Here is an 18,093-nt window from a genome sequence, read left to right as displayed (position 1 = left end):
GGCATTGCCCCGGCTTCATTTTATTTCATATCATCTGTATGCGATTAGCTTAATGCAGCAGTTACAAGAGCCATCTTGTAAACTTCCTGCGCGTTGCAGCCTCTGCTGAGGTCATTGATAGGTGCATTGAGTCCCTGAAGAACAGGTCCTATTGCCTCATAATCTCCGAGACGTGCAGCGATCTTGTATCCGATATTTCCTGCATTTATGTCAGGGAAGATGAATGTGTTTGCCTGTCCTGCAACAGGAGAATCAGAACACTTAACCTTAGCAACTTCAGGTGCTACAGCCGCATCAAACTGTAACTCTCCGTCTACGGCAAGATCAGGAGCTGCTTCCTTGACCTTCTTTGTAGCGTTGGCAACCAGAGTTACCATATCACCTTTTCCTGATCCGTATGTTGAGTATGAAAGCATTGCAACCTTAGGATCGATTCCGAATACCTTTGCAGTCTTTGCAGTTTCCACAGCGATCTCTGCCAGCTCATCTTCGTTAGGTGCAATATTGATAGCACAATCGCCCATCGCCAGCTTCTTATCGCCTTTAACCATGATAAAGCACGAGCTTACGATTTTGTTGCCCGGTTTTGTCTTTATCAGCTGAAGAGCAGGTCTTACAGTATCAGCTGTTGAGTATGTAGCTCCGCCCAGCAGGCAGTCTGCTTTACCCATCTTAACAAGCATAGTTCCGAAATAGTTGCCCTTAGCAAGAGCTGCTCTTACTTCATCAGCCGTCATCTTACCTTTTCTCAGAGCCACCATTTCATCTACCATAGCATCCATTTCGCCATAGGTTTCAGGATCGATAATCTGACATTTGTCGATATTGAAGCCGGCATCCTTTGCGGCAGCCTTAACTTCATCTTCTTTACCTAAAAGGATTACCTTAAGGATATCATCTGCCGTAAGCTTTGAAGCAGCCTCCAAAATACGAGCATCAGGACCTTCTGTAAATACGATAGTGCGTGGATTTGCTTTTAACTGTTCTGTCAGTTTTGTAAACATTCTTTTCCCTCTTTTCTTATATCTTTATATTTTTTCCTAATAACAGTATGCGGAAAAAGCGGAGCCGTTTCCGAACATACATATTTATTGTATCGGTTTGACTTCCGCTTTTCAAGTATTTCTGATGAAAAATTACTAAAGACTGTGATTTTCCATATCAGGACACCTGTACCTTGGTTTTCCGACACTTTTACTGCCATATTCTATAGCAGCAACCGGACAGATCGTTATACAAGCCATGCAGTGTGTACAATCATCTGACCAAAAAGGTCTTTTATTTCTCATGGAAATATTATTTAACGGACATTCTTCGGCGCATTTACCGCAATCTATGCAGCTGTCTTTTACCATGAATTTTTTTGCCTTTACGGTAGTCATATAAAACAAAGGATTGACAATGGTACTCTTTATTCTGTCCATCATATGAACAGGCTTATCTGCAAAGCAGTGCCTTTCTTTTATTTTGTCTGCCAACATATTTATCTTAGGTTGAGAATTCTTTATAATCTCTCTGGCTTCCTTTTCTTGCGGAACATCAAACAAGGCTATATAATTTTCGGGCATAACGATTTCACCGCAACCCATATACAGAAAAGATTTAACTCTGCACAGTTTTTTTATATACTTTGCAGAATTTCCCATATCTCCTCCGCATGTCAAAAGAAAGTAGACTTTAGAATCTTTTGGGAATTCAGCCTCAAGTATCCACTTTTCCACTATTCGAGGAAGTCTCCATCCATAAACAGGCGCCACAAAAACAAGAGGCTTTCCGCCCAAGCTTTCTGATGAAAAAGATTCTTCTTTTTTCAGCTTCTCATTGATAGAGCAAATATCATCCTCTATCCGGCTTGCTATTATTTGGGCCACGTATTTACTGTTTCCCGTACCGGAAAAATAAAATATCACAACAATACTCCTTGTCCGAGGTCTGTAATTTTCAGTTTTAACGATTATCTACCTTCTCAGGATAAAGATCATGATGAGTAAGCCGCTCAAAAGCCACCTTTTCCCATGGCGTCCCCGGTTTTCCATAATTACAGTAAGGATCTATAGAAATACCTCCCCGCGGTGTGAATTTACCCCAGACCTCAATATATTTGGGATCCATCAGCTTCACCAGATCTTTCATGATTATATTAACACAATCCTCATGAAAATCTCCGTGATTTCTAAAACTAAAAAGATATAATTTAAGAGATTTGCTTTCCACCATTATTTCTCCCGGAACATAAGAAATATAAATAGTGGCAAAATCAGGCTGTCCAGTCATAGGACACAAACTTGTAAATTCCGGGCAATTAAACTTTACGAAGTAGTCATTCTCCTGATGTTTGTTTTTAAAGGTCTCAAGAATCTGCGGCGCATAATCCACAGGATAAGAGACTTTCTGATTTCCCAGAAGTGAAACACCTTTCAATTCTTCTTTTTCTCGTCCACTCATATTATTCTCCTTTTAATGTTTTTCATTACAACCAGATGCAGAATGCACAGGATGCCACACTCTTTCCAGCACCTTTACAAGAACCACTCCGACAACAGCCGGAATCAGCTGACCGATACACAGATTGAGAGCCATAAGCCAGTAAGGTATATTGAGGAAATAAAAAAGATAAACTGCAACTCCCAGCCCCGGGATTAGTACGATGGGTACCGCTATAAATGTGCGATTCCAGCCTTTCTTCCGAATAAGCACAATACTTGCCGTAGTAAGTATGCCCACAAGACATCCTCCTATCATATCAGCAATGCCAAATCCTCCAAAAAGCATATTTGATATAAGATTTGCGAAACCAAGCGGAAAAACCAGGAACGGAAAGAGATAAGAAAGGGCATAAAGAGATGTAGCTATCCTGATCTGATATGCCCCGAATGAAAAACTCTGTGTCAAGTAAAGCACGACGATATAAATCGCCATCATCATTGCAGAAAACGTCATTTTCTGCATGCGACTCATTCTTTCTATATCCATATTCGTTCACCTCCATTAACAGACCTTACCGTATCTCGCAGTAAATATGGGCGGATCATACTTCGCAGCAAAATTGCTCTACAGCTAAAGCTATGCAATTCTATCGTTTAATCTACGCGCCAAAACAAGTTTTGGTCAGGGCAGGTCATAAAAAAATTCCCGGGGTTGACCCGGGAATATCAACAACAATTACACAAGTGCCGATCGCATTTTGATGCTATCCGCACAATAATAACTCTTTGTTGTCCCTAGTTTTATTTTCCGACAGGATGGTCTCGAACTGTCGTTTCGGGTTTAATTCCCGAAAATATTAAGGTCTGTCTCCAAACCACTATATATTATAAATCATTTGCTTCTGCTTTTCAATTCTTTTTCAATCCATGCCATTAGAAGGTTTACTATCCTTTTCTGCTGATTTTCGGTAAGCTCTATGCCCTGTGGTACGCGATACCATTTTTCAAGGCATCCCCTACAGCAGCATCCGCAGGCATGCTGCGCCTTAAATACAGGATGCCCCCTCATAGGAGTCTGCCTGCTGTCATTCTTTATGACAGCAGGAGCCAGTCTTTGCGCTATAAAATCTTCCCCGTGCTTTCGTATAGTTTTCATTCCTTTTTCTTTAATATAAGCCACATCTGTATCATTTAGATGAAATCTCGCTCTGAAATCAGATTTCTTTAGCTTTTCGAGAGCCTGTTCAATAGTTTGCATAACGAATATCTTCCTTTAAACTTTTAACGCGGAAGAATGATTTGTTTGTTTTCTTTAGACTGTCTGTAAAGAACAAATTTTCTGCCTATAGCTTGCACAAATTCTGCTCCAAGCTCATCTGCAAGCTGATTTGCAAGCTCCTTGGGATCAAGGATACAACCCTCCTGCAGCTTAACTTTTACAAGCTCCCTGGATTCAAAACCAGTAACCATTTCTTTCTTTATATTCTCAGTAAGTCCAGCCTTTCCCACATATACGGTAGGATCCAGCTCATGAGCCAGTTTTTTTAGATAACTTCTCTGTTTTCCTGTCAGCATATTACACTCCTTTTTCCAACTCCTCAAAATGACAGTTTATCAGTAATTGTACCACAACTTCTGTCACTATTCCAACAGTACCAGTCCAAAATAATTATGCTGATCTGCCCTTTCCTTTACAGGTTCTACCTTAAAGCCGTTATTTCTTGCCGTTGAAAAAACATCTATGCCGCAGCCTTCCATAGAAGGCACTGTCTTTTTGGGAAATCTGCAATACTCTACACTGCACTCTTTGCAGATCAGACATGGTCCGCTGCCAAAAGCTATCGCTTTGTAATAGCCGTCAAGAAAGGCCACCCTTGTAAGCTCAACTGCAAGAGGCGTAATAGCTGCATCACAGTCATTTCGCGTATTAAAAAGAATGCCGTACTCATAACAATCTATAATCTCCTGCGTCTCCTGCCACGTAGGTGTATAAGGCGGGCAGCAGCAGCTCTTTCCGTAAAAATCACATCCGTACCTGCATTTATAGTTTGTCCACGGAGCAGTCACAATGGACCTTGCCTCTATTTTTTCTGCACGGAAAACACCGGCATCGTATAGGAAGTTGAAATATTTTTTCATTGTATACTCCTTAATTATTTAATATCATTTATGGGAAAGATGACTGTGGAAATAGTATCATATATGGTTTGAGGAAAACAAGGGGCGGTGGGTAATATGTGATTGTATTATGCTGAATTGGAGGTAATAAAAATACCGCCTGATTGGTGGGATAGTTGATTTTGTATCACTGAACCCTGTAACATCAACAAATTCAGTCTCTTGCTCATTGACATAGTCGATTACGTCTGATTCATTGAAGATGAAAAATTCTCCATTGCTATTTTCTGAATTATTGGATATATTATTAGAAGCAGATGCGATGGTCGTTCCCTCACCTTTGGGATATGTAGCAGTCATACCGTCGGTGGTAGCATCTGTTTTATTTTACAAAAAACAAATTACAAACCATATATTATGATGAGTTATTGATAAATTTTACAATAACTCCTAAAATCGAGCGAGCGAAGCGAGCGGGCAGCGACCAGTTTTACAATAACTCAATTTCTCTAGGTACTAAAATATACACATCTTGAGTTCCTACAAAAATTAGGTTTTACAATAACTCAATTTCTCTAGGTACTAAAATCATCGATCGTTCCGATTGACGCTGCTGCTGGTTTTACAATAACTCAATTTCTCTAGGTACTAAAATCGCAATAAAAAACGCCGTACAAATGGCTATGTTTTACAATAACTCAATTTCTCTAGGTACTAAAATTGCTCCACAGGGTTTCGATATGTACTTGTTGTTTTACAATAACTCAATTTCTCTAGGTACTAAAATCTTCCAGTCTACTGATGCCATGTTCATCATGTTTTACAATAACTCAATTTCTCTAGGTACTAAAATCATCGATCGTTCCGATTGACGCTGCTGCTGGTTTTACAATAACTCAATTTCTCTAGGTACTAAAATAATGAGGTACGAAAATTTATTAGCATACATGTTTTACAATAACTCAATTTCTCTAGGTACTAAAATATGCGATGGCACTTAAACGATGTTTCGACAGTTTTACAATAACTCAATTTCTCTAGGTACTAAAATTGGCTGGGATTTAGTATACTTAAACTTTTGTTTTACAATAACTCAATTTCTCTAGGTACTAAAATTGCAACCATATCCTCACAAACAGCCAAATGGTTTTACAATAACTCAATTTCTCTAGGTACTAAAATTCGGGATAGTAGGCTGTACGGCGTATTTCAGTTTTACAATAACTCAATTTCTCTAGGTACTAAAATTAGAAGCACCTGATATGGACGGTACTGCTCGTTTTACAATAACTCAATTTCTCTAGGTACTAAAATAACTGTTCACCCCCTCTTTTATTGCCTTTGGTTTTACAATAACTCAATTTCTCTAGGTACTAAAATTTCTCCTCTGTACTCAAACCCGTAATCTTCGTTTTACAATAACTCAATTTCTCTAGGTACTAAAATAAATCCGCAAATATCTTTACAACCCTTAAAGTTTTACAATAACTCAATTTCTCTAGGTACTAAAATTGGTAATGATATGTTTTGATTGTTAAAATGTTTTACAATAACTCAATTTCTCTAGGTACTAAAATTCCCAAATATGCTAACTGCACGTCTGCATTACACAACATATTGATATTTTAGTTCTTATTGAAATCAGCATACATTTATTATACCATATAAATGTCCTATAAAAAATTCTTTTCCGGCAAAGTCATATTGCTTTTTTCACATACATTCGTACACACAGATGTGTTTATTAACCTCTCAATAATATACCCTCTCAAATCATATTTATGGTTATCGGCACCTATATTGTGTATTGCTGTTTCCATTCCTAATTTAAATTCTTTGTCAGAAAAAAGCTTATTTACTGGATAATTAAATTCCACATATTCCTTTACTACGGCATAATCTGCCATAGTGTATATAATATCGTTTACACAGTTTATTCCTGTAAAATATTCTTCATCTAAAAATGTATAGCCTTCCAAGCTAGTACTGACAACACACCACAAATCAGACTTAGTAACAACTTCAGTTAAACTTTCCATAAATCTCAAATATTCTTTCCTATTTAAAAGATGATCAACATTTTCAAATATTAACATCGTCTTTTTACCATCTTCATGCTGTTCTTCTTCAATCAACTTTAAATAGTTTTCCAATAGCTCTATATTTGTAAGTTCTTCCAAAATACGCCCATCAATAGCTTTTAACTCACTGCATAGGAACATATCAAACAAGTTCTCTTCTTTATATGTAAGCATTAAATCACTGTCGCCCTTTAAAAATTTAATATTTATTTCGTCGAATATGTTATTTATAATTTGTTCAAGCTTTTCCACTTCAACCTGACAGCAATACTCTGCTAATATCTTATCTATATGCTTTTTTACTCTTCCCGTCTTAGTTATTTTCAGTTGGTTGATAAGGTCTTCTCTTGATCTTATTACAGTCACATCAAAATATTTTCTTCCAACCGCTTCATCATCTACTAAAATATTATCTATCATGGCTTGCTCATACTCCATATACCTTGATAGAGAAAAATACTTTTCCAGTGAGTCTATGACAAAAGCTTTCTCAACAATATTTTTCCCACATAGCTGTGTTATAGGCAGGAAGTTCATTTCATAGATTTCTTCTCTATTCTTTACTTTTATATTCATATGATTACCATTCTTTCTGTACCCACAGCTTCCTCTGTTGCTTGTTTGCTTCCCACAAGAAATATCATATCTTCATACTGTTTTTCTGTTATTGATACAAGCCGTATGTTCCCATTTGCAGGAATATATTTTTTTAGCCTTTTTTCCAAAGCATGTGCATATTCCCGGTTAGGACAAGTCCTCATATATACCGAATACTGCAGCATTATAAACCCTTCTTTTATCAGGTTTTTTCTAAAAATACGATAAGATCTCTTTTCATCTCCCGTCTCTACCGGAAGGTCAAACATACACAATAATCTCATAACTTTATATCTCATCCTGTTCACCGTAATAGTTTTCAACTAAAGGATATTTTATAACAACATCTTTGCCCTCTATATATTTAGCTACATCCGATACATATTCTTCTATCATATTACATAGATACATATTTTTTTCTTTGTATTTAATTTTATGATTGAGCATGTTAATTATTGATTTTCTATGCTCCCCTGTAAAAAACTCTTCATTATCCAATAGATTGCATACATAATAATCTACAACAGGTCTTAATGGCTCTATAAGATCATCAACAAGATTAAACCTGTTATATTCGCTTCTGTGATGTATACCCAGTTGACTGTTAAGCCCATATCCTACACAAAGTCGTGCGATATATGAACGTATTATCGTATATCCATAATCAAGACCCGAGTTAAGTAATATATTATCGTTCCCTCTTGAAAAACTGTGCCCCATCATCTTGGAAAAATATACTTTTGCCGCGTGAGCTTCTCTATTGGTTGGATCTCCCGGCTGTACCTCTTTAGAAAATGACATAACATCTGCAACATTATGTTCTTCATGTCCCAGAAGCTCCAACACTTTCCCCTGATTTTCTATTTTAGCCTTTACAATTTTCTCCCATAATTCATCATAAAATGCTTTGCTTCTATTAATCTGATAACCAATTCGCTTTGATATCCTGCTATGATTGTCATATGATGAATAAAATCCAATAGGAAGATGCTCCTGATTGCATACTACTACGCCTACATTATTTTGAGCCAATAAGCATAATGTTCTTACTGAAATATTGATTTTCAAGTTATCTATTACAATAGTGGAAATATCACTTACAGGAATTCGTATTTCCCTGCCGTCTTTTTTAAAAACAAGGTTATCCAAATTCACCTTAACATCAACTTGATTTTCTATTAACACCACTCTAAATGACATGTACAACCCCTTTCCTCTAAAATGAATTTACATAAGAAAAAAAGGACATCCGTCGATGTCCTTGGTTTCGGCATTAAGCCTTGTTTTAGTAGATCTTGAGAAATTGAGTTATTGTAAAAACCTACTATTAACAGTTTACGACATCTGCTACATATTGTCAATATCTAAAGAAAATTCTTCTTTTTCACACATATATGTATTTCCTAAAATGTCAGCTCGTATTTTCTGTATCTTTTTTGTACCATTTAATCCAACACGATTTCGCTTTTCAAATTCAGGTTTAACAATAGGTTTTGTCTCAATATAATTTCTAACTTTAGGCATTGTTCTGGATAAGAATCTTTCCGTAAAGTATTCACCGTTCTTCTCATATCTGATTATTTCATTCTTGTAAAACGAAAGTCTAAACTCTACTCCCTTTTCTTCTAAAGTTTTCATATTTTCATTGGCATTAATAAGCTTTTCATCTCTTAAAATCTTTTCGTACGCCGCTTCATCTATTACATACCTTCCGTTACTGTATTTACAGTCAGAATATTTAATGCCGATTAAATAATACTGCTGCTCCTCTTCACTGTAATATACATCCATACGATAAGGCTTAAGACTTTCCAGTATGACCTTTCTGCTCCCCGCTTCGTGACCATATTTATGAGATATATCAATACAGCTGCCCACTTCGCCATCTCTATACTTTAGCAGGCCTATTTTAGGACCGTTACCCTTTTGGGAATACTTTTTAATATGTTCGCCTGTTTCTTCTTCATAAGCAACAAAAGGATTGTCCGTATCGGAATAGTCGACCATTATCTTCAGTAAGATGTCAAAAGTTTTAGGATCGTTTACCGCCATTAAAATATCGTTCTGTTTACCAGCGTTAATTTTTTTAGCAAACAATGCATACCCCTCTTTGGTACGTATATCCATTTTATTGATTTTATAAATCTTATCATCAATGTTTCTTGTGCCTCTGATTGTCTGATTACATAGGGCTCTGTTATATTTACGATCCACTTTATGCCAGTATTTTACGTGTTTTTCTGCTTCTCTAATATTTTGAGACAATTCATACCATTTTTTCTCATATAATATGTCCTCATAACACTTATCATTAAATACATTTTCATACTTTTCTGCATCAAGTATTTCGCCGGTTTCAAAGTCAATAGCATCTTCTTGAAGTTTTTTATATGCTTTATACCCCATTTGAGAATAACAAATAAGGACAGCATCCATAGCATGATGAGCAAAGCTTTCTTCTCTATCTTTATCCAGTTTCAAATTTCTTCTCATCTGATGTGTAAAGCTGCCGCGTATAACTTTAACTTTTGTTTCGGTTTCTTTTGCATTAAAATAGTCTTGCATAGTATTAAGCACTACTTTTGATGAATAACGGGTATCATTTAAGTTCCTGGATATAAAGCCTTCTAAAACTTCTATCTTAGTTATATCTTCAGTGTTTAACAAATTAGTAACTTTATATTTATTTATAAAATTTTTTGATGCCAAATCAAGGACATAAGCCTTATATTTTTCATAAGTCCACTCTCTATGTACAGAATTCAGATACTTATACGGTGTGTTATTCCCTTTCTTTTGATTTTCTGTTGCATATACAAGCACCTTATTATTTCGGCTGTCATCAAAAGAAATAGAGCGTGGTATTATATGATCGATTTCAAACAGGTTAGGATTATTAAAGAGCTCTGTAATTTCAATCGGCTTCCCTGAATACAGACACACGCCCTGCTGTTCATTCCATAATTTCAGTTTCATTCTAAGCTGCTTATGCTCACTGTAATCCTGCGGATATACCGTAATGTTATATTCTTTTTTAAGCTTATTCTCAATATCTTTAGATTCTTTTTCCTGTTTTTTCTGAAACTCCTTTATACGTTTTTTCTTTTCATCATCATTTCTGTCACGAGGCATTTCAATAACAACCTCTTCAGGGTAGCCATATTTTTTAATGAGTGCATTCATAATATTAACTGCTATTCTTATTGACCTTCTGACAACAGGATTATATATTTCTTCCAATATATCTTCGGTAGGGATTTTATTACATTCCTTGAATCTTTCTATATTTGTTTTAAACACTCCCATATCTGTAAGCAAGGTCATCTGCTCTTTTGGCTGCTCATACATTTGAGGAATTAATTCCTTCATTATTCTAATAGAGAAAGACTGCCATTTAGAGAACATTCCACCGTTCTTTTTTCTAAAATCTATGAAGCAATTCATTTCTTCTTCGCTCATAGATATAGCTTTCTCCTTTATTGCTTCTTCAATAGAATCTTTATCTGTGTTCAAAGTTAAAATCCTTGCAATTAAGTCATATGTTTCTATATCAAAACGCATCAAATCCAAGCCTTCTTTTTCAAAGGCCTTTTTCATTTTTCTATATGTCTCAAATGTGTGGAAAAGTTCTTTATCACTTTTATCTATCCTCGCTCCTGTAAAAGATTCGATTTTCTCTCCTATTACTTTAGAAATAATCTTACGTACTGATACCGTCTTTTCAGTTAAATAGGCTTCTATTATTTTTTCTTTTTCTTCCCGCTCAAGCTTGCGATTATTAATTTTAAGGTTATTCAAATCATTTAGAGCATTAAACTCCTGCGCTGTATATGATGCTCCCGCTGCTCTTTCCTCCTCATGATAAACACTGCATTTACCGATAAGCTTATCAAATATGTTTTTATCGGTAATAAATTCCCCTGTCTCTGCATCTATCTTTGTTGTATATCTGCCATAATCGGTTCTTGATAACTCATTTCCCGGTCCATCATAATATTTTCTTTTACGATTGAATAATTCAAAATATCTGTTTATAAAATCATCAGACATAAAATCATGATGATTTTTCTGTTCAGAAAAAAATGCTTCTAATTCTTTTCTATATGCGCTAATAGTAAAAACATTACTTAACACAATTTTTTCATCGTTTTCAACTACCGTTGTATTTCCTCGATAACTACCGTTCTTCTCTAAACGTTCCAACTGAATCTCACAAGGTAGTTTTTCCTGCAGCTCTTCTTGATTTTTCTTGATGCCTCTTTGATAATCACTTTTACCATTTGTATTTTCATCTAAAGCATCTTCCAAATACGAAATTCCTCTATGCTTAAGCATATTGCAAAGTACAAAGTACACTTCTTCTATAGACAATTTTTCAGTTAAACCTTTTACACGAAGCTGTAGCTGTGTATTACATCCCTTTTCCGGAACAACCCCGGTATACTGCATCCATAATTTATTAAAATCAAATAATCTTGTTCTCTGCCTTCTTATTAGTCTGCGTCTTCCCCTGTTTTCACGACGTTCAACATTACTGTTGGCATCTGCGGAGTCAAAAAGATTACTTCCCGATTCAAGTATATTATAATTTTCATCCACTACAGCCCATCCAACTGATGCAATTCCTATATCCAATCCAATGTGTATACTCATAGCGCACCTCGCATTTCCAAAATATTCTATATAATTTTAACATGTATATAATTTAGACACAATAATTTCTGCATTAATTACTTGAACCTTGAAGGTATTATAAAAAACAGCAAATCATAACTGCCACTACTCTTCCCAATACATCTCAACCAGTGCATCTCTCAACTGTTCCTCCACCTGGATAAGTTCGATTTTGCTGTCTCCCAGAAGTACATATTCATCTAAGTAATATGTATCCTCTGAATCAACGGTAATGACGTAGTTGTGTCCTTCATGATTAAAAACAAGCAAAACCTGCAGTGTTTTCATGCATATATGTTCAAAGGTTCTCTCGGAAATGTCACAGATGTATTGAGTACCCTCTTCGTCTTCACGCAGCTCGTAATATCTGGAAAATTCTATTTCATCATTCAGCAATGCATAGTTGCAATAATTTTCAAATAAACTCATAACTTACTTCCTTTCTGATCTTTTTAATCGAAAATCAAGTATTTGAACAGCAGAACAACAATAAAAATGTAGACTGCCGATTTTATCAGTAACCACAACATGGCTGTTTATCTTTTTCATTTTCCTTTCCTCCTATCACTTGCATACATAATTCCCCAAAATCTCTTCAATAAATCTTCTGTATTCTTCCTTAACCACTTTCGGGCCTTCAATATGTATACCTGCTCCGATTCCCGTAATCCAGCCAAAAAACTGCGGGCTGACTGATACAAGCACATTGACTCTGAAATGATTACTGTCTTCAGGAATAATTATCACATCCTTTGAAAAACGGTCCAGGATAACGCCTATTAAACGATTCTCGCATACGAGACTAACGGTTTCATCCCTGCCGCCATACATACCGAAGGTTTTCTTTGCAAAAAATGCAAGGTCAAAATCGGCAAAAGAATCTTTTCCAAGGCGTTTTTCTTCAATGATTTCGGTGTTTTTCATCTTATCCACCCGGTAATGCTTTATTTTCCTTGATTCTTCTTCAAAAGCAATGAGATAATAATTTTCATCATCCCATGTAAGCGCCCAGGGACTGACTATATAAATCTTACCGTTTTTTCGCGTGACAAGCTCTTTCTGCAGATTCCATTCAGTGTATTGAAATGATATCTGTCTGTTTTCCAAAACGGCTGTATGTATCTGATCCACATTATAGTAAATCCTTTCGTTCTCAGTCTTTGTCCTGTTGAAAATAAACACGTTCCGCTGGAGTTGTCTCGCACTGTTTTTGCTTGCCAGCTTCTCAATCTTGGAAATCAGCTCCTTTGATTTTTTCGCGGTAATAAACTTTGACGCCTGTACGGCATCCACAAGTAGCTTTAATTCCGGAAGTTCAAATTCTCTTGTTCCTATATAATATCCCGGTGTTTTTCCACCATTCAGAGATATAATATCTATACCAAATTCTATCAACACTTTAATATCACTGTATATAGTTTTACGCTCAGCTTCAATTCCATATCTATTTAACGCATTTATTAAATCTTCGGCAGACATAATATTATCTTCATCTGTTTGTTCCAGTAAAAACTTTATAATATATAGTATTCTGAGTTTGTTTCGGGAAATCGTCATGGTTGTTTGTCCTTTTGAGTATAGTTTTACGATAATTATTTTTCAAAATCTTTTGTTAATTCAATATAATTTTACTATAATTTTACTATTTGTTCAATAAATACTATAATACTACCTTGCATATAACACCTTGAGGAAGTACATACAGGACTTCAGCCTCTGTTTCCATACTTATTTTATCGTATACTCTCCCTGCACTTACACTTTCACCCAATACCGTATAAGGACTGTTGGCAACGTATCCGATTTTATCAAGACCCTGCATTTTCACTGCTATGGCTTCTTTGTCATATTCATTGTCAGGTTCTTTTGTGAGCCTGACTGTCATTCCACTCTTTATAAAATCTATTCCGTAATAATGGCTTGTACCGGTAATAGTAATATACATTTCTTTCATTTCAAATCCTTTCTAAAACCATAACAATACTTTTTATATCTTTATTATCCATATATCACTGTCCATAAATCTTCCCAGTGAAAACCGCCATCACATTTTTTTAAACAAAAAAACAGGCAAACTTGCTTCACCTGTTTCTTACCTTCAATATTCTTGTAACTACGCTTCCCCAACTCTTCTGTTGAGTATGGCTTCTGTCACTGTATCCATGACTTTATTTCCATCCTGATTAAAGATGACCAGATTGATATCCACCACTCCGTTATATTTATTGCGGGGCTGGGTTCTCCGGATTATCACCTTCCCTGTAAGCTCATCTCCTGCAAATACCGGAGACAGCCATTCAATCCTGAAATTCTGTGCTGCAATAAAGTTATCAAAGATTATATTGCTTTTCACAAATTCTGCCCATACGGACATGAAGCTCATGATCCCGGGAGCTATGATATCGCCAAAGCGAGAGGCCCTTCCGTGGTCCTCATCCATATGAATCTTCTGTGGGTCGTAATCCTTTGCGAATTCAACCATCTTATCCTTATCTATCTGCACGCTGCTTAGTTCAAAAGTATCACCGACTGTAAAATCATCAAAATACATGATGCCTCCTTGAAAATTACTGAATTTTACTGGTCTCAATCAAATCGCTGAAAAGCTTTTCCGCCACAGCCAGCGCCGCTTTATCGAAAACCACAATATATACCTGCATTTCAACTTCCGCAATAAAATCTCTGATAGTATCTACCGCCACTTGAAATGCCTCTTTCTTGGGATAGGCGTAAACTCCCGAAGAAATCAACGGAAATGCCACAGACTTACAGTTGTTGGCTTTTGCAAGCTCCAGCGATTTTCTATAGCAAGAAGTTAAAAGTTCTTTTTCTCCATGGGAACCGCCGTGCCACACGGGTCCTACTGTATGAATCACATATCTGCATGGCAGATTATATGCTCCCGTAATCTTTGCATCTCCCGTTTCACAGCCACCTAGGGCCCTACATTCCTCAAGAAGCGCTCTGCCTGCCGCTGCATGGATGGCTCCGTCTACTCCTCCTCCCCCAAGCAACGAGGAATTGGCGGCATTGACTATGGCGTCGCAATCAAGCTTTGTAATATCTCCTTGTATTATTTTTATCGACATACTACACCAGTCTTTCAACTTTCATTACCGTATCTGCTTCCGGCAGATCCATGTCGAGAATGTCTATAATGGCATCTACCTTTTCCGGATTCTTCAATGCTATTCTCCATATCTTATCGCCGCCTTCTGTTGAAACATCACCTGAGCGAACTTTGTATGCCAGAAATTCAGCTATCTTGTTTATAACTTCACGTTTTTCCTTCATTTAAGTTTTCTCCTTTTATGTTATCTTTTTTATTTGCTTTTCTAATTATATGCTTTTTAGGAGCAATCCACAAGATTTTGATTAAATTATTAATTCATGCTATAATCTTTATGCAAAGTCAGAATATTTTTACTATACAAAGGATGATATAATATGGAAAATATTATAAATGATATGAGTATGTATTTTTATATATTCGCCTTCATTTGCGGCGCTGTTACACTGGTATTAAACGTAATCACATATCAAAACAATACAAGTGCTTTATATAAAAAGAAACTGATTTTTCATGTATTCTTTTTTATATATATTGTTTTTAATTTTATCCTCTTTTTCGGAAGAATATTCAGCTGGAAAACAAGTGCTCACTTTTCAATATTAATGGCTTATGATATTTCTTATATATGTGTTCTTATCAGTTTCCTTAGATATTTAAATCAAAGGGCTTCCGGCAGTCAAGACAAAAAATTAAACACTGCAGTCGGAACGATCTGCGGAATATATGCAAGTATATGGCTCATAACATACATTTTCTCTCTTGACGATAGAGGTTACATTATTAAATCCATTACGAAATATATAACGTTTTCATCAGAAGTCATTTTATTTCTGAGTTCATTTATATGTGTATTAGTAGCTCTCCATAAACTATACAAACGAAAAAGCGCTCCATATTGGAACATATTTATACCCGGTGTTTCAATGCTTATTTACTTTGTTTACACATTTATATACAACACAGATGCCATTTTCAGATTCATAGGTCCCAGCATGTGGTTTTTCTATCCCCTTGACGGCGTGCTTATAATATATCTTACAGTCAGCATAACAGATATAATTTATATGCGTAAGAGCAATACTTCCGATGATATATTAAAACATGCCAAGCTCAGTGAAACTGTCTCAAAAATCGGCCGGGAATATAATCTTACAAACAGGGAGCAGGAAATTTTCATCGACATGGCATACGGCAAAAGCAATGCGGAAATTGCAAACCATTATGTAATCTCTGTATATACGGTAAAGAGACACATAAACAACATAAACCGCAAAACAAAATGCAGGAACCGCAAAGAAAATGTTGAGCTAATAAACAGGTATTTGCAGTGATTTTTCAATCATACCGCCATAGCACCTGAGGGACCATAAAAAATTGGTACCCCGGGTGCTATTGTTTTTTTACTTAAGAGACATAAAATCAGAGATAACACAATATTGCGTAAATTTATACGGGTACCCTGAGATTTATGAAACTGTAACTACCATTATAAAATTAGGAGGGAAAATTCATGAAAAGAAAAAGAAAAATACTTTCCGTATTATTACTGGCTGTTTCCATGCTGTTAATAAGCGCCGGATGTGGCAGCACTGATAAAGCGCAGGACAATCAGGTTGCAGATACAAAGTACGGAAAATTTGTCGGTCTGACAAGAGACAGCGGCGTTGTCTCCTTCTTAGGCGTTCCTTATGCAAAACAGCCGGTAGATGATCTGCGCTGGAAAGAACCACAGCCTGCGGAAAAAACAAACGAATATATCAAGGCCTATGATTTCGGAAATACGGCAATACAGCCGCTGGACGAATTTGAACGAGCCTCTTTTGCACAGCAGGGCGAAGACTGCCTTACCCTTAATGTCTGGACAAAAGATGTAAATGACAAAAAACCTGTAATGGTATTCATACATGGCGGCGCCAATGTAAGCGGAGGGACTACAGATCCTCTTTATGACGGTGAAAAGTTTGTGGAAAACAATGATGTGGTAATGGTCTCCTTCAACTACCGACTTGGCCCTTTCGGCTTCCTTGATTTATCGGAAATCGGAGGCAAGGAATATAAGAACAGCAGAAATCTGGGAATACTTGATCAAATTGCAGCCCTTGAATGGATTAACGAAAATGTGGAAAGCTTCGGAGGTGATCCTGAAAATATAACTGTATTCGGCGAATCTGCCGGAGGTTCCGCCATTATCCGCTTAATGGCTACTCCTCTTGCAGAAGGTCTCTTTAACAAAGCAATCATCGAAAGCGGCGGACCTGCCAGCATAAAAGAAAAAGGTGCTTCTAACATCGACGAAACAGCCCAAAGCAAGAAAATCGGTCAGGAATTTATGAAAATTACCGGAAAAACTTCTGTAGAAGAATTGCAGAAATTATCCGCATCAGAGGTTCAAAAGTATTCAGAAGAGCTGGCTGATATTTTGGGGGATTCCCTCGATGTTTCCACCTATGGAGCAATAGCAGACGGATATGCCGTACCTTTAGATGTTTTTCAAAATATTAAGGACGGTGTAGGAAAAGATGTAAAAGTCATAATAGGGACCAATAAAGACGAATTAAAATATTTCAAATTATACGACCCCGAATTTGAGCAGAGCCTTGAAGAAGAATACCCGAATCATACTATGATGGGACAATCATTTTCCGGAAATGTTGCTGCTGCAGATGAATATATAAAAACCATAGAAGACAATCCCGAGAAATACACTGATTTTGCCGGAGAAATATGGATTAAGCAGCCGTCAATAATATTCGCCCAGCTCCAGTCACAGCACAATGATGTATATATGTATGAATGGGCATGGGAATCCAATAATGAAGGCCTTGGGGCATGTCATGCCGTTGAACTTCCGTTTGTGCTGGGAAATTTTGACGCTCCTACCGCTATAGCCTATGCAGGAGAAGATTTGCCGCAGGATCTGGCTCTTAGAACTCAGGCTGCCTGGACTGCTTTCGCCACAACGGGAAATCCAAGTATAAAGCAGGAAACAAAGTGGCTCAAATATACAACCAAAAACCGAGCTACAATGATAATAGACGAAAAACCATGGAAAATCGTAAACGATCCGAAACCTGAAGCAAGAGAAATATTACAAAACTTATTTGAAATCACGGCAAAATAAAAG

19 protein-coding genes and 1 CRISPR repeat array are annotated in these 18,093 nt (G+C 36.5%); of the genes, 2 read left to right on the top strand and 17 right to left on the bottom strand.

The features are described from left to right. Positions 1 to 44: 44 nt before the first annotated feature. The 17 genes from pta to H8692_RS08700 form a co-directional block, all read right to left on the bottom strand. On the bottom strand, positions 45 to 1,004 hold the full coding sequence (pta, locus tag H8692_RS08780) for a phosphate acetyltransferase (protein ID WP_177269808.1): 960 nt from the start codon (positions 1,002 to 1,004) through the stop codon (positions 45 to 47). A gap of 135 nt (positions 1,005 to 1,139) precedes the next feature. Then, positions 1,140 to 1,910, bottom strand: coding sequence for an EFR1 family ferrodoxin (locus H8692_RS08775; protein ID WP_187525503.1), 771 nt, complete (start codon positions 1,908 to 1,910; stop codon positions 1,140 to 1,142). A gap of 37 nt (positions 1,911 to 1,947) precedes the next feature. Continuing rightward, positions 1,948 to 2,445, bottom strand: coding sequence for a preQ(1) synthase (gene queF / locus H8692_RS08770; RefSeq protein ID WP_177269810.1), 498 nt, complete (start codon positions 2,443 to 2,445; stop codon positions 1,948 to 1,950). A gap of 12 nt (positions 2,446 to 2,457) precedes the next feature. Beyond that, positions 2,458 to 2,973, bottom strand: coding sequence for a QueT transporter family protein (locus H8692_RS08765; protein WP_207722981.1), 516 nt, complete (start codon positions 2,971 to 2,973; stop codon positions 2,458 to 2,460). A gap of 345 nt (positions 2,974 to 3,318) precedes the next feature. Next, complete coding sequence (locus H8692_RS08760) at positions 3,319 to 3,684, bottom strand: DUF4186 domain-containing protein (protein ID WP_187525502.1); 366 nt, start codon at positions 3,682 to 3,684, stop codon at positions 3,319 to 3,321. Between the two features lie 23 nt (positions 3,685 to 3,707). Continuing rightward, positions 3,708 to 4,001, bottom strand: coding sequence for a ribosome assembly RNA-binding protein YhbY (yhbY, locus tag H8692_RS08755; protein WP_187525501.1), 294 nt, complete (start codon positions 3,999 to 4,001; stop codon positions 3,708 to 3,710). Between the two features lie 66 nt (positions 4,002 to 4,067). Then, complete coding sequence (locus H8692_RS08750; protein ID WP_187525500.1) at positions 4,068 to 4,565, bottom strand: DUF2284 domain-containing protein; 498 nt, start codon at positions 4,563 to 4,565, stop codon at positions 4,068 to 4,070. 466 nt (positions 4,566 to 5,031) lie between these two features. Continuing rightward, positions 5,032 to 6,121: a CRISPR direct-repeat array (repeat unit 36 nt; unit sequence GTTTTACAATAACTCAATTTCTCTAGGTACTAAAAT). Between the two features lie 96 nt (positions 6,122 to 6,217). Beyond that, on the bottom strand, positions 6,218 to 7,201 hold the full coding sequence (gene csn2-St / locus H8692_RS08745; protein ID WP_187525499.1) for a CRISPR-associated protein Csn2-St: 984 nt from the start codon (positions 7,199 to 7,201) through the stop codon (positions 6,218 to 6,220). After that, a complete protein-coding gene (cas2, locus tag H8692_RS08740) occupies positions 7,198 to 7,506 on the bottom strand; it encodes a CRISPR-associated endonuclease Cas2 (protein WP_243206958.1) in 309 nt (102 codons plus the stop codon). The genes csn2-St and cas2 overlap by 4 nt, the downstream gene beginning before the upstream one ends. A 4-nt stretch (positions 7,507 to 7,510) precedes the next feature. Continuing rightward, positions 7,511 to 8,422: a type II CRISPR-associated endonuclease Cas1 gene (gene cas1, locus H8692_RS08735; protein WP_187525497.1), complete on the bottom strand. Its 912-nt coding sequence runs from the start codon at positions 8,420 to 8,422 to the stop codon at positions 7,511 to 7,513. A gap of 147 nt (positions 8,423 to 8,569) precedes the next feature. Next, entirely contained in the window at positions 8,570 to 11,875 is a 3,306-nt protein-coding gene (cas9, locus tag H8692_RS08730) for a type II CRISPR RNA-guided endonuclease Cas9 (RefSeq protein ID WP_187525496.1), read from the bottom strand. Positions 11,876 to 12,001: 126 nt separating this feature from the next. Beyond that, a complete protein-coding gene (locus tag H8692_RS08725) occupies positions 12,002 to 12,325 on the bottom strand; it encodes a hypothetical protein (protein WP_187525495.1) in 324 nt (107 codons plus the stop codon). Between the two features lie 135 nt (positions 12,326 to 12,460). After that, positions 12,461 to 13,453: a helix-turn-helix transcriptional regulator gene (locus tag H8692_RS08720; protein WP_187525494.1), complete on the bottom strand. Its 993-nt coding sequence runs from the start codon at positions 13,451 to 13,453 to the stop codon at positions 12,461 to 12,463. 103 nt (positions 13,454 to 13,556) lie between these two features. Beyond that, on the bottom strand, positions 13,557 to 13,850 hold the full coding sequence (locus H8692_RS08715) for an HIRAN domain-containing protein (protein ID WP_177268615.1): 294 nt from the start codon (positions 13,848 to 13,850) through the stop codon (positions 13,557 to 13,559). 159 nt (positions 13,851 to 14,009) lie between these two features. After that, positions 14,010 to 14,447, bottom strand: a complete 438-nt coding sequence (locus tag H8692_RS08710; RefSeq protein WP_177268617.1) for a MaoC family dehydratase — start codon at positions 14,445 to 14,447, stop codon at positions 14,010 to 14,012. Positions 14,448 to 14,463: 16 nt separating this feature from the next. Next, positions 14,464 to 14,985: an O-acetyl-ADP-ribose deacetylase gene (locus tag H8692_RS08705; protein ID WP_187525493.1), complete on the bottom strand. Its 522-nt coding sequence runs from the start codon at positions 14,983 to 14,985 to the stop codon at positions 14,464 to 14,466. Position 14,986: 1 nt separating this feature from the next. Continuing rightward, positions 14,987 to 15,190 (bottom strand): hypothetical protein, encoded by a 204-nt coding sequence (locus tag H8692_RS08700; protein WP_177268621.1) that lies wholly within the window; start codon positions 15,188 to 15,190, stop codon positions 14,987 to 14,989. A gap of 702 nt (positions 15,191 to 15,892) precedes the next feature. On the opposite strand from H8692_RS08700, the gene H8692_RS08695 reads away from it, so the two are divergent. Together H8692_RS08695 and H8692_RS08690 are read left to right on the top strand one after the other, a co-directional pair. After that, positions 15,893 to 16,300 carry a response regulator transcription factor gene (locus H8692_RS08695; protein WP_187525492.1) on the top strand — a complete coding sequence of 136 codons (408 nt, stop codon included), beginning with the start codon at positions 15,893 to 15,895 and terminating at the stop codon, positions 16,298 to 16,300. A gap of 179 nt (positions 16,301 to 16,479) precedes the next feature. After that, complete coding sequence (locus tag H8692_RS08690; protein WP_187525491.1) at positions 16,480 to 18,090, top strand: carboxylesterase/lipase family protein; 1,611 nt, start codon at positions 16,480 to 16,482, stop codon at positions 18,088 to 18,090. Positions 18,091 to 18,093: the final 3 nt, after the last annotated feature.

The organism is Lentihominibacter hominis (genome assembly GCF_014385065.1).
Taxonomy (GTDB): Bacteria; Bacillota; Clostridia; order Peptostreptococcales; family Anaerovoracaceae; genus Lentihominibacter; species Lentihominibacter hominis.
This window is presented reverse-complemented; position numbering and strand designations above follow the sequence as displayed.

Coding starts and splice junctions, on each gene's coding strand:
- csn2-St (WP_187525499.1), bottom strand. CDS start 7,201: ATGAATATAAAAGTAAAGAATAGAGAAGAAATCTATGAAATGAACTTC.
- H8692_RS08700 (WP_177268621.1), bottom strand. CDS start 15,190: ATGAAGGAAAAACGTGAAGTTATAAACAAGATAGCTGAATTTCTGGCA.
- yhbY (WP_187525501.1), bottom strand. CDS start 4,001: ATGCTGACAGGAAAACAGAGAAGTTATCTAAAAAAACTGGCTCATGAG.
- cas1 (WP_187525497.1), bottom strand. CDS start 8,422: ATGTCATTTAGAGTGGTGTTAATAGAAAATCAAGTTGATGTTAAGGTG.
- H8692_RS08750 (WP_187525500.1), bottom strand. CDS start 4,565: ATGAAAAAATATTTCAACTTCCTATACGATGCCGGTGTTTTCCGTGCA.
- cas2 (WP_243206958.1), bottom strand. CDS start 7,506: ATGAGATTATTGTGTATGTTTGACCTTCCGGTAGAGACGGGAGATGAA.
- H8692_RS08715 (WP_177268615.1), bottom strand. CDS start 13,850: ATGAAAGAAATGTATATTACTATTACCGGTACAAGCCATTATTACGGA.
- H8692_RS08690 (WP_187525491.1), top strand. CDS start 16,480: ATGAAAAGAAAAAGAAAAATACTTTCCGTATTATTACTGGCTGTTTCC.
- queF (WP_177269810.1), bottom strand. CDS start 2,445: ATGAGTGGACGAGAAAAAGAAGAATTGAAAGGTGTTTCACTTCTGGGA.
- H8692_RS08765 (WP_207722981.1), bottom strand. CDS start 2,973: ATGGATATAGAAAGAATGAGTCGCATGCAGAAAATGACGTTTTCTGCA.
- cas9 (WP_187525496.1), bottom strand. CDS start 11,875: ATGAGTATACACATTGGATTGGATATAGGAATTGCATCAGTTGGATGG.
- H8692_RS08705 (WP_187525493.1), bottom strand. CDS start 14,985: ATGTCGATAAAAATAATACAAGGAGATATTACAAAGCTTGATTGCGAC.
- H8692_RS08760 (WP_187525502.1), bottom strand. CDS start 3,684: ATGCAAACTATTGAACAGGCTCTCGAAAAGCTAAAGAAATCTGATTTC.
- H8692_RS08695 (WP_187525492.1), top strand. CDS start 15,893: ATGCTTATTTACTTTGTTTACACATTTATATACAACACAGATGCCATT.
- pta (WP_177269808.1), bottom strand. CDS start 1,004: ATGTTTACAAAACTGACAGAACAGTTAAAAGCAAATCCACGCACTATC.
- H8692_RS08720 (WP_187525494.1), bottom strand. CDS start 13,453: ATGACGATTTCCCGAAACAAACTCAGAATACTATATATTATAAAGTTT.
- H8692_RS08710 (WP_177268617.1), bottom strand. CDS start 14,447: ATGTATTTTGATGATTTTACAGTCGGTGATACTTTTGAACTAAGCAGC.
- H8692_RS08725 (WP_187525495.1), bottom strand. CDS start 12,325: ATGAGTTTATTTGAAAATTATTGCAACTATGCATTGCTGAATGATGAA.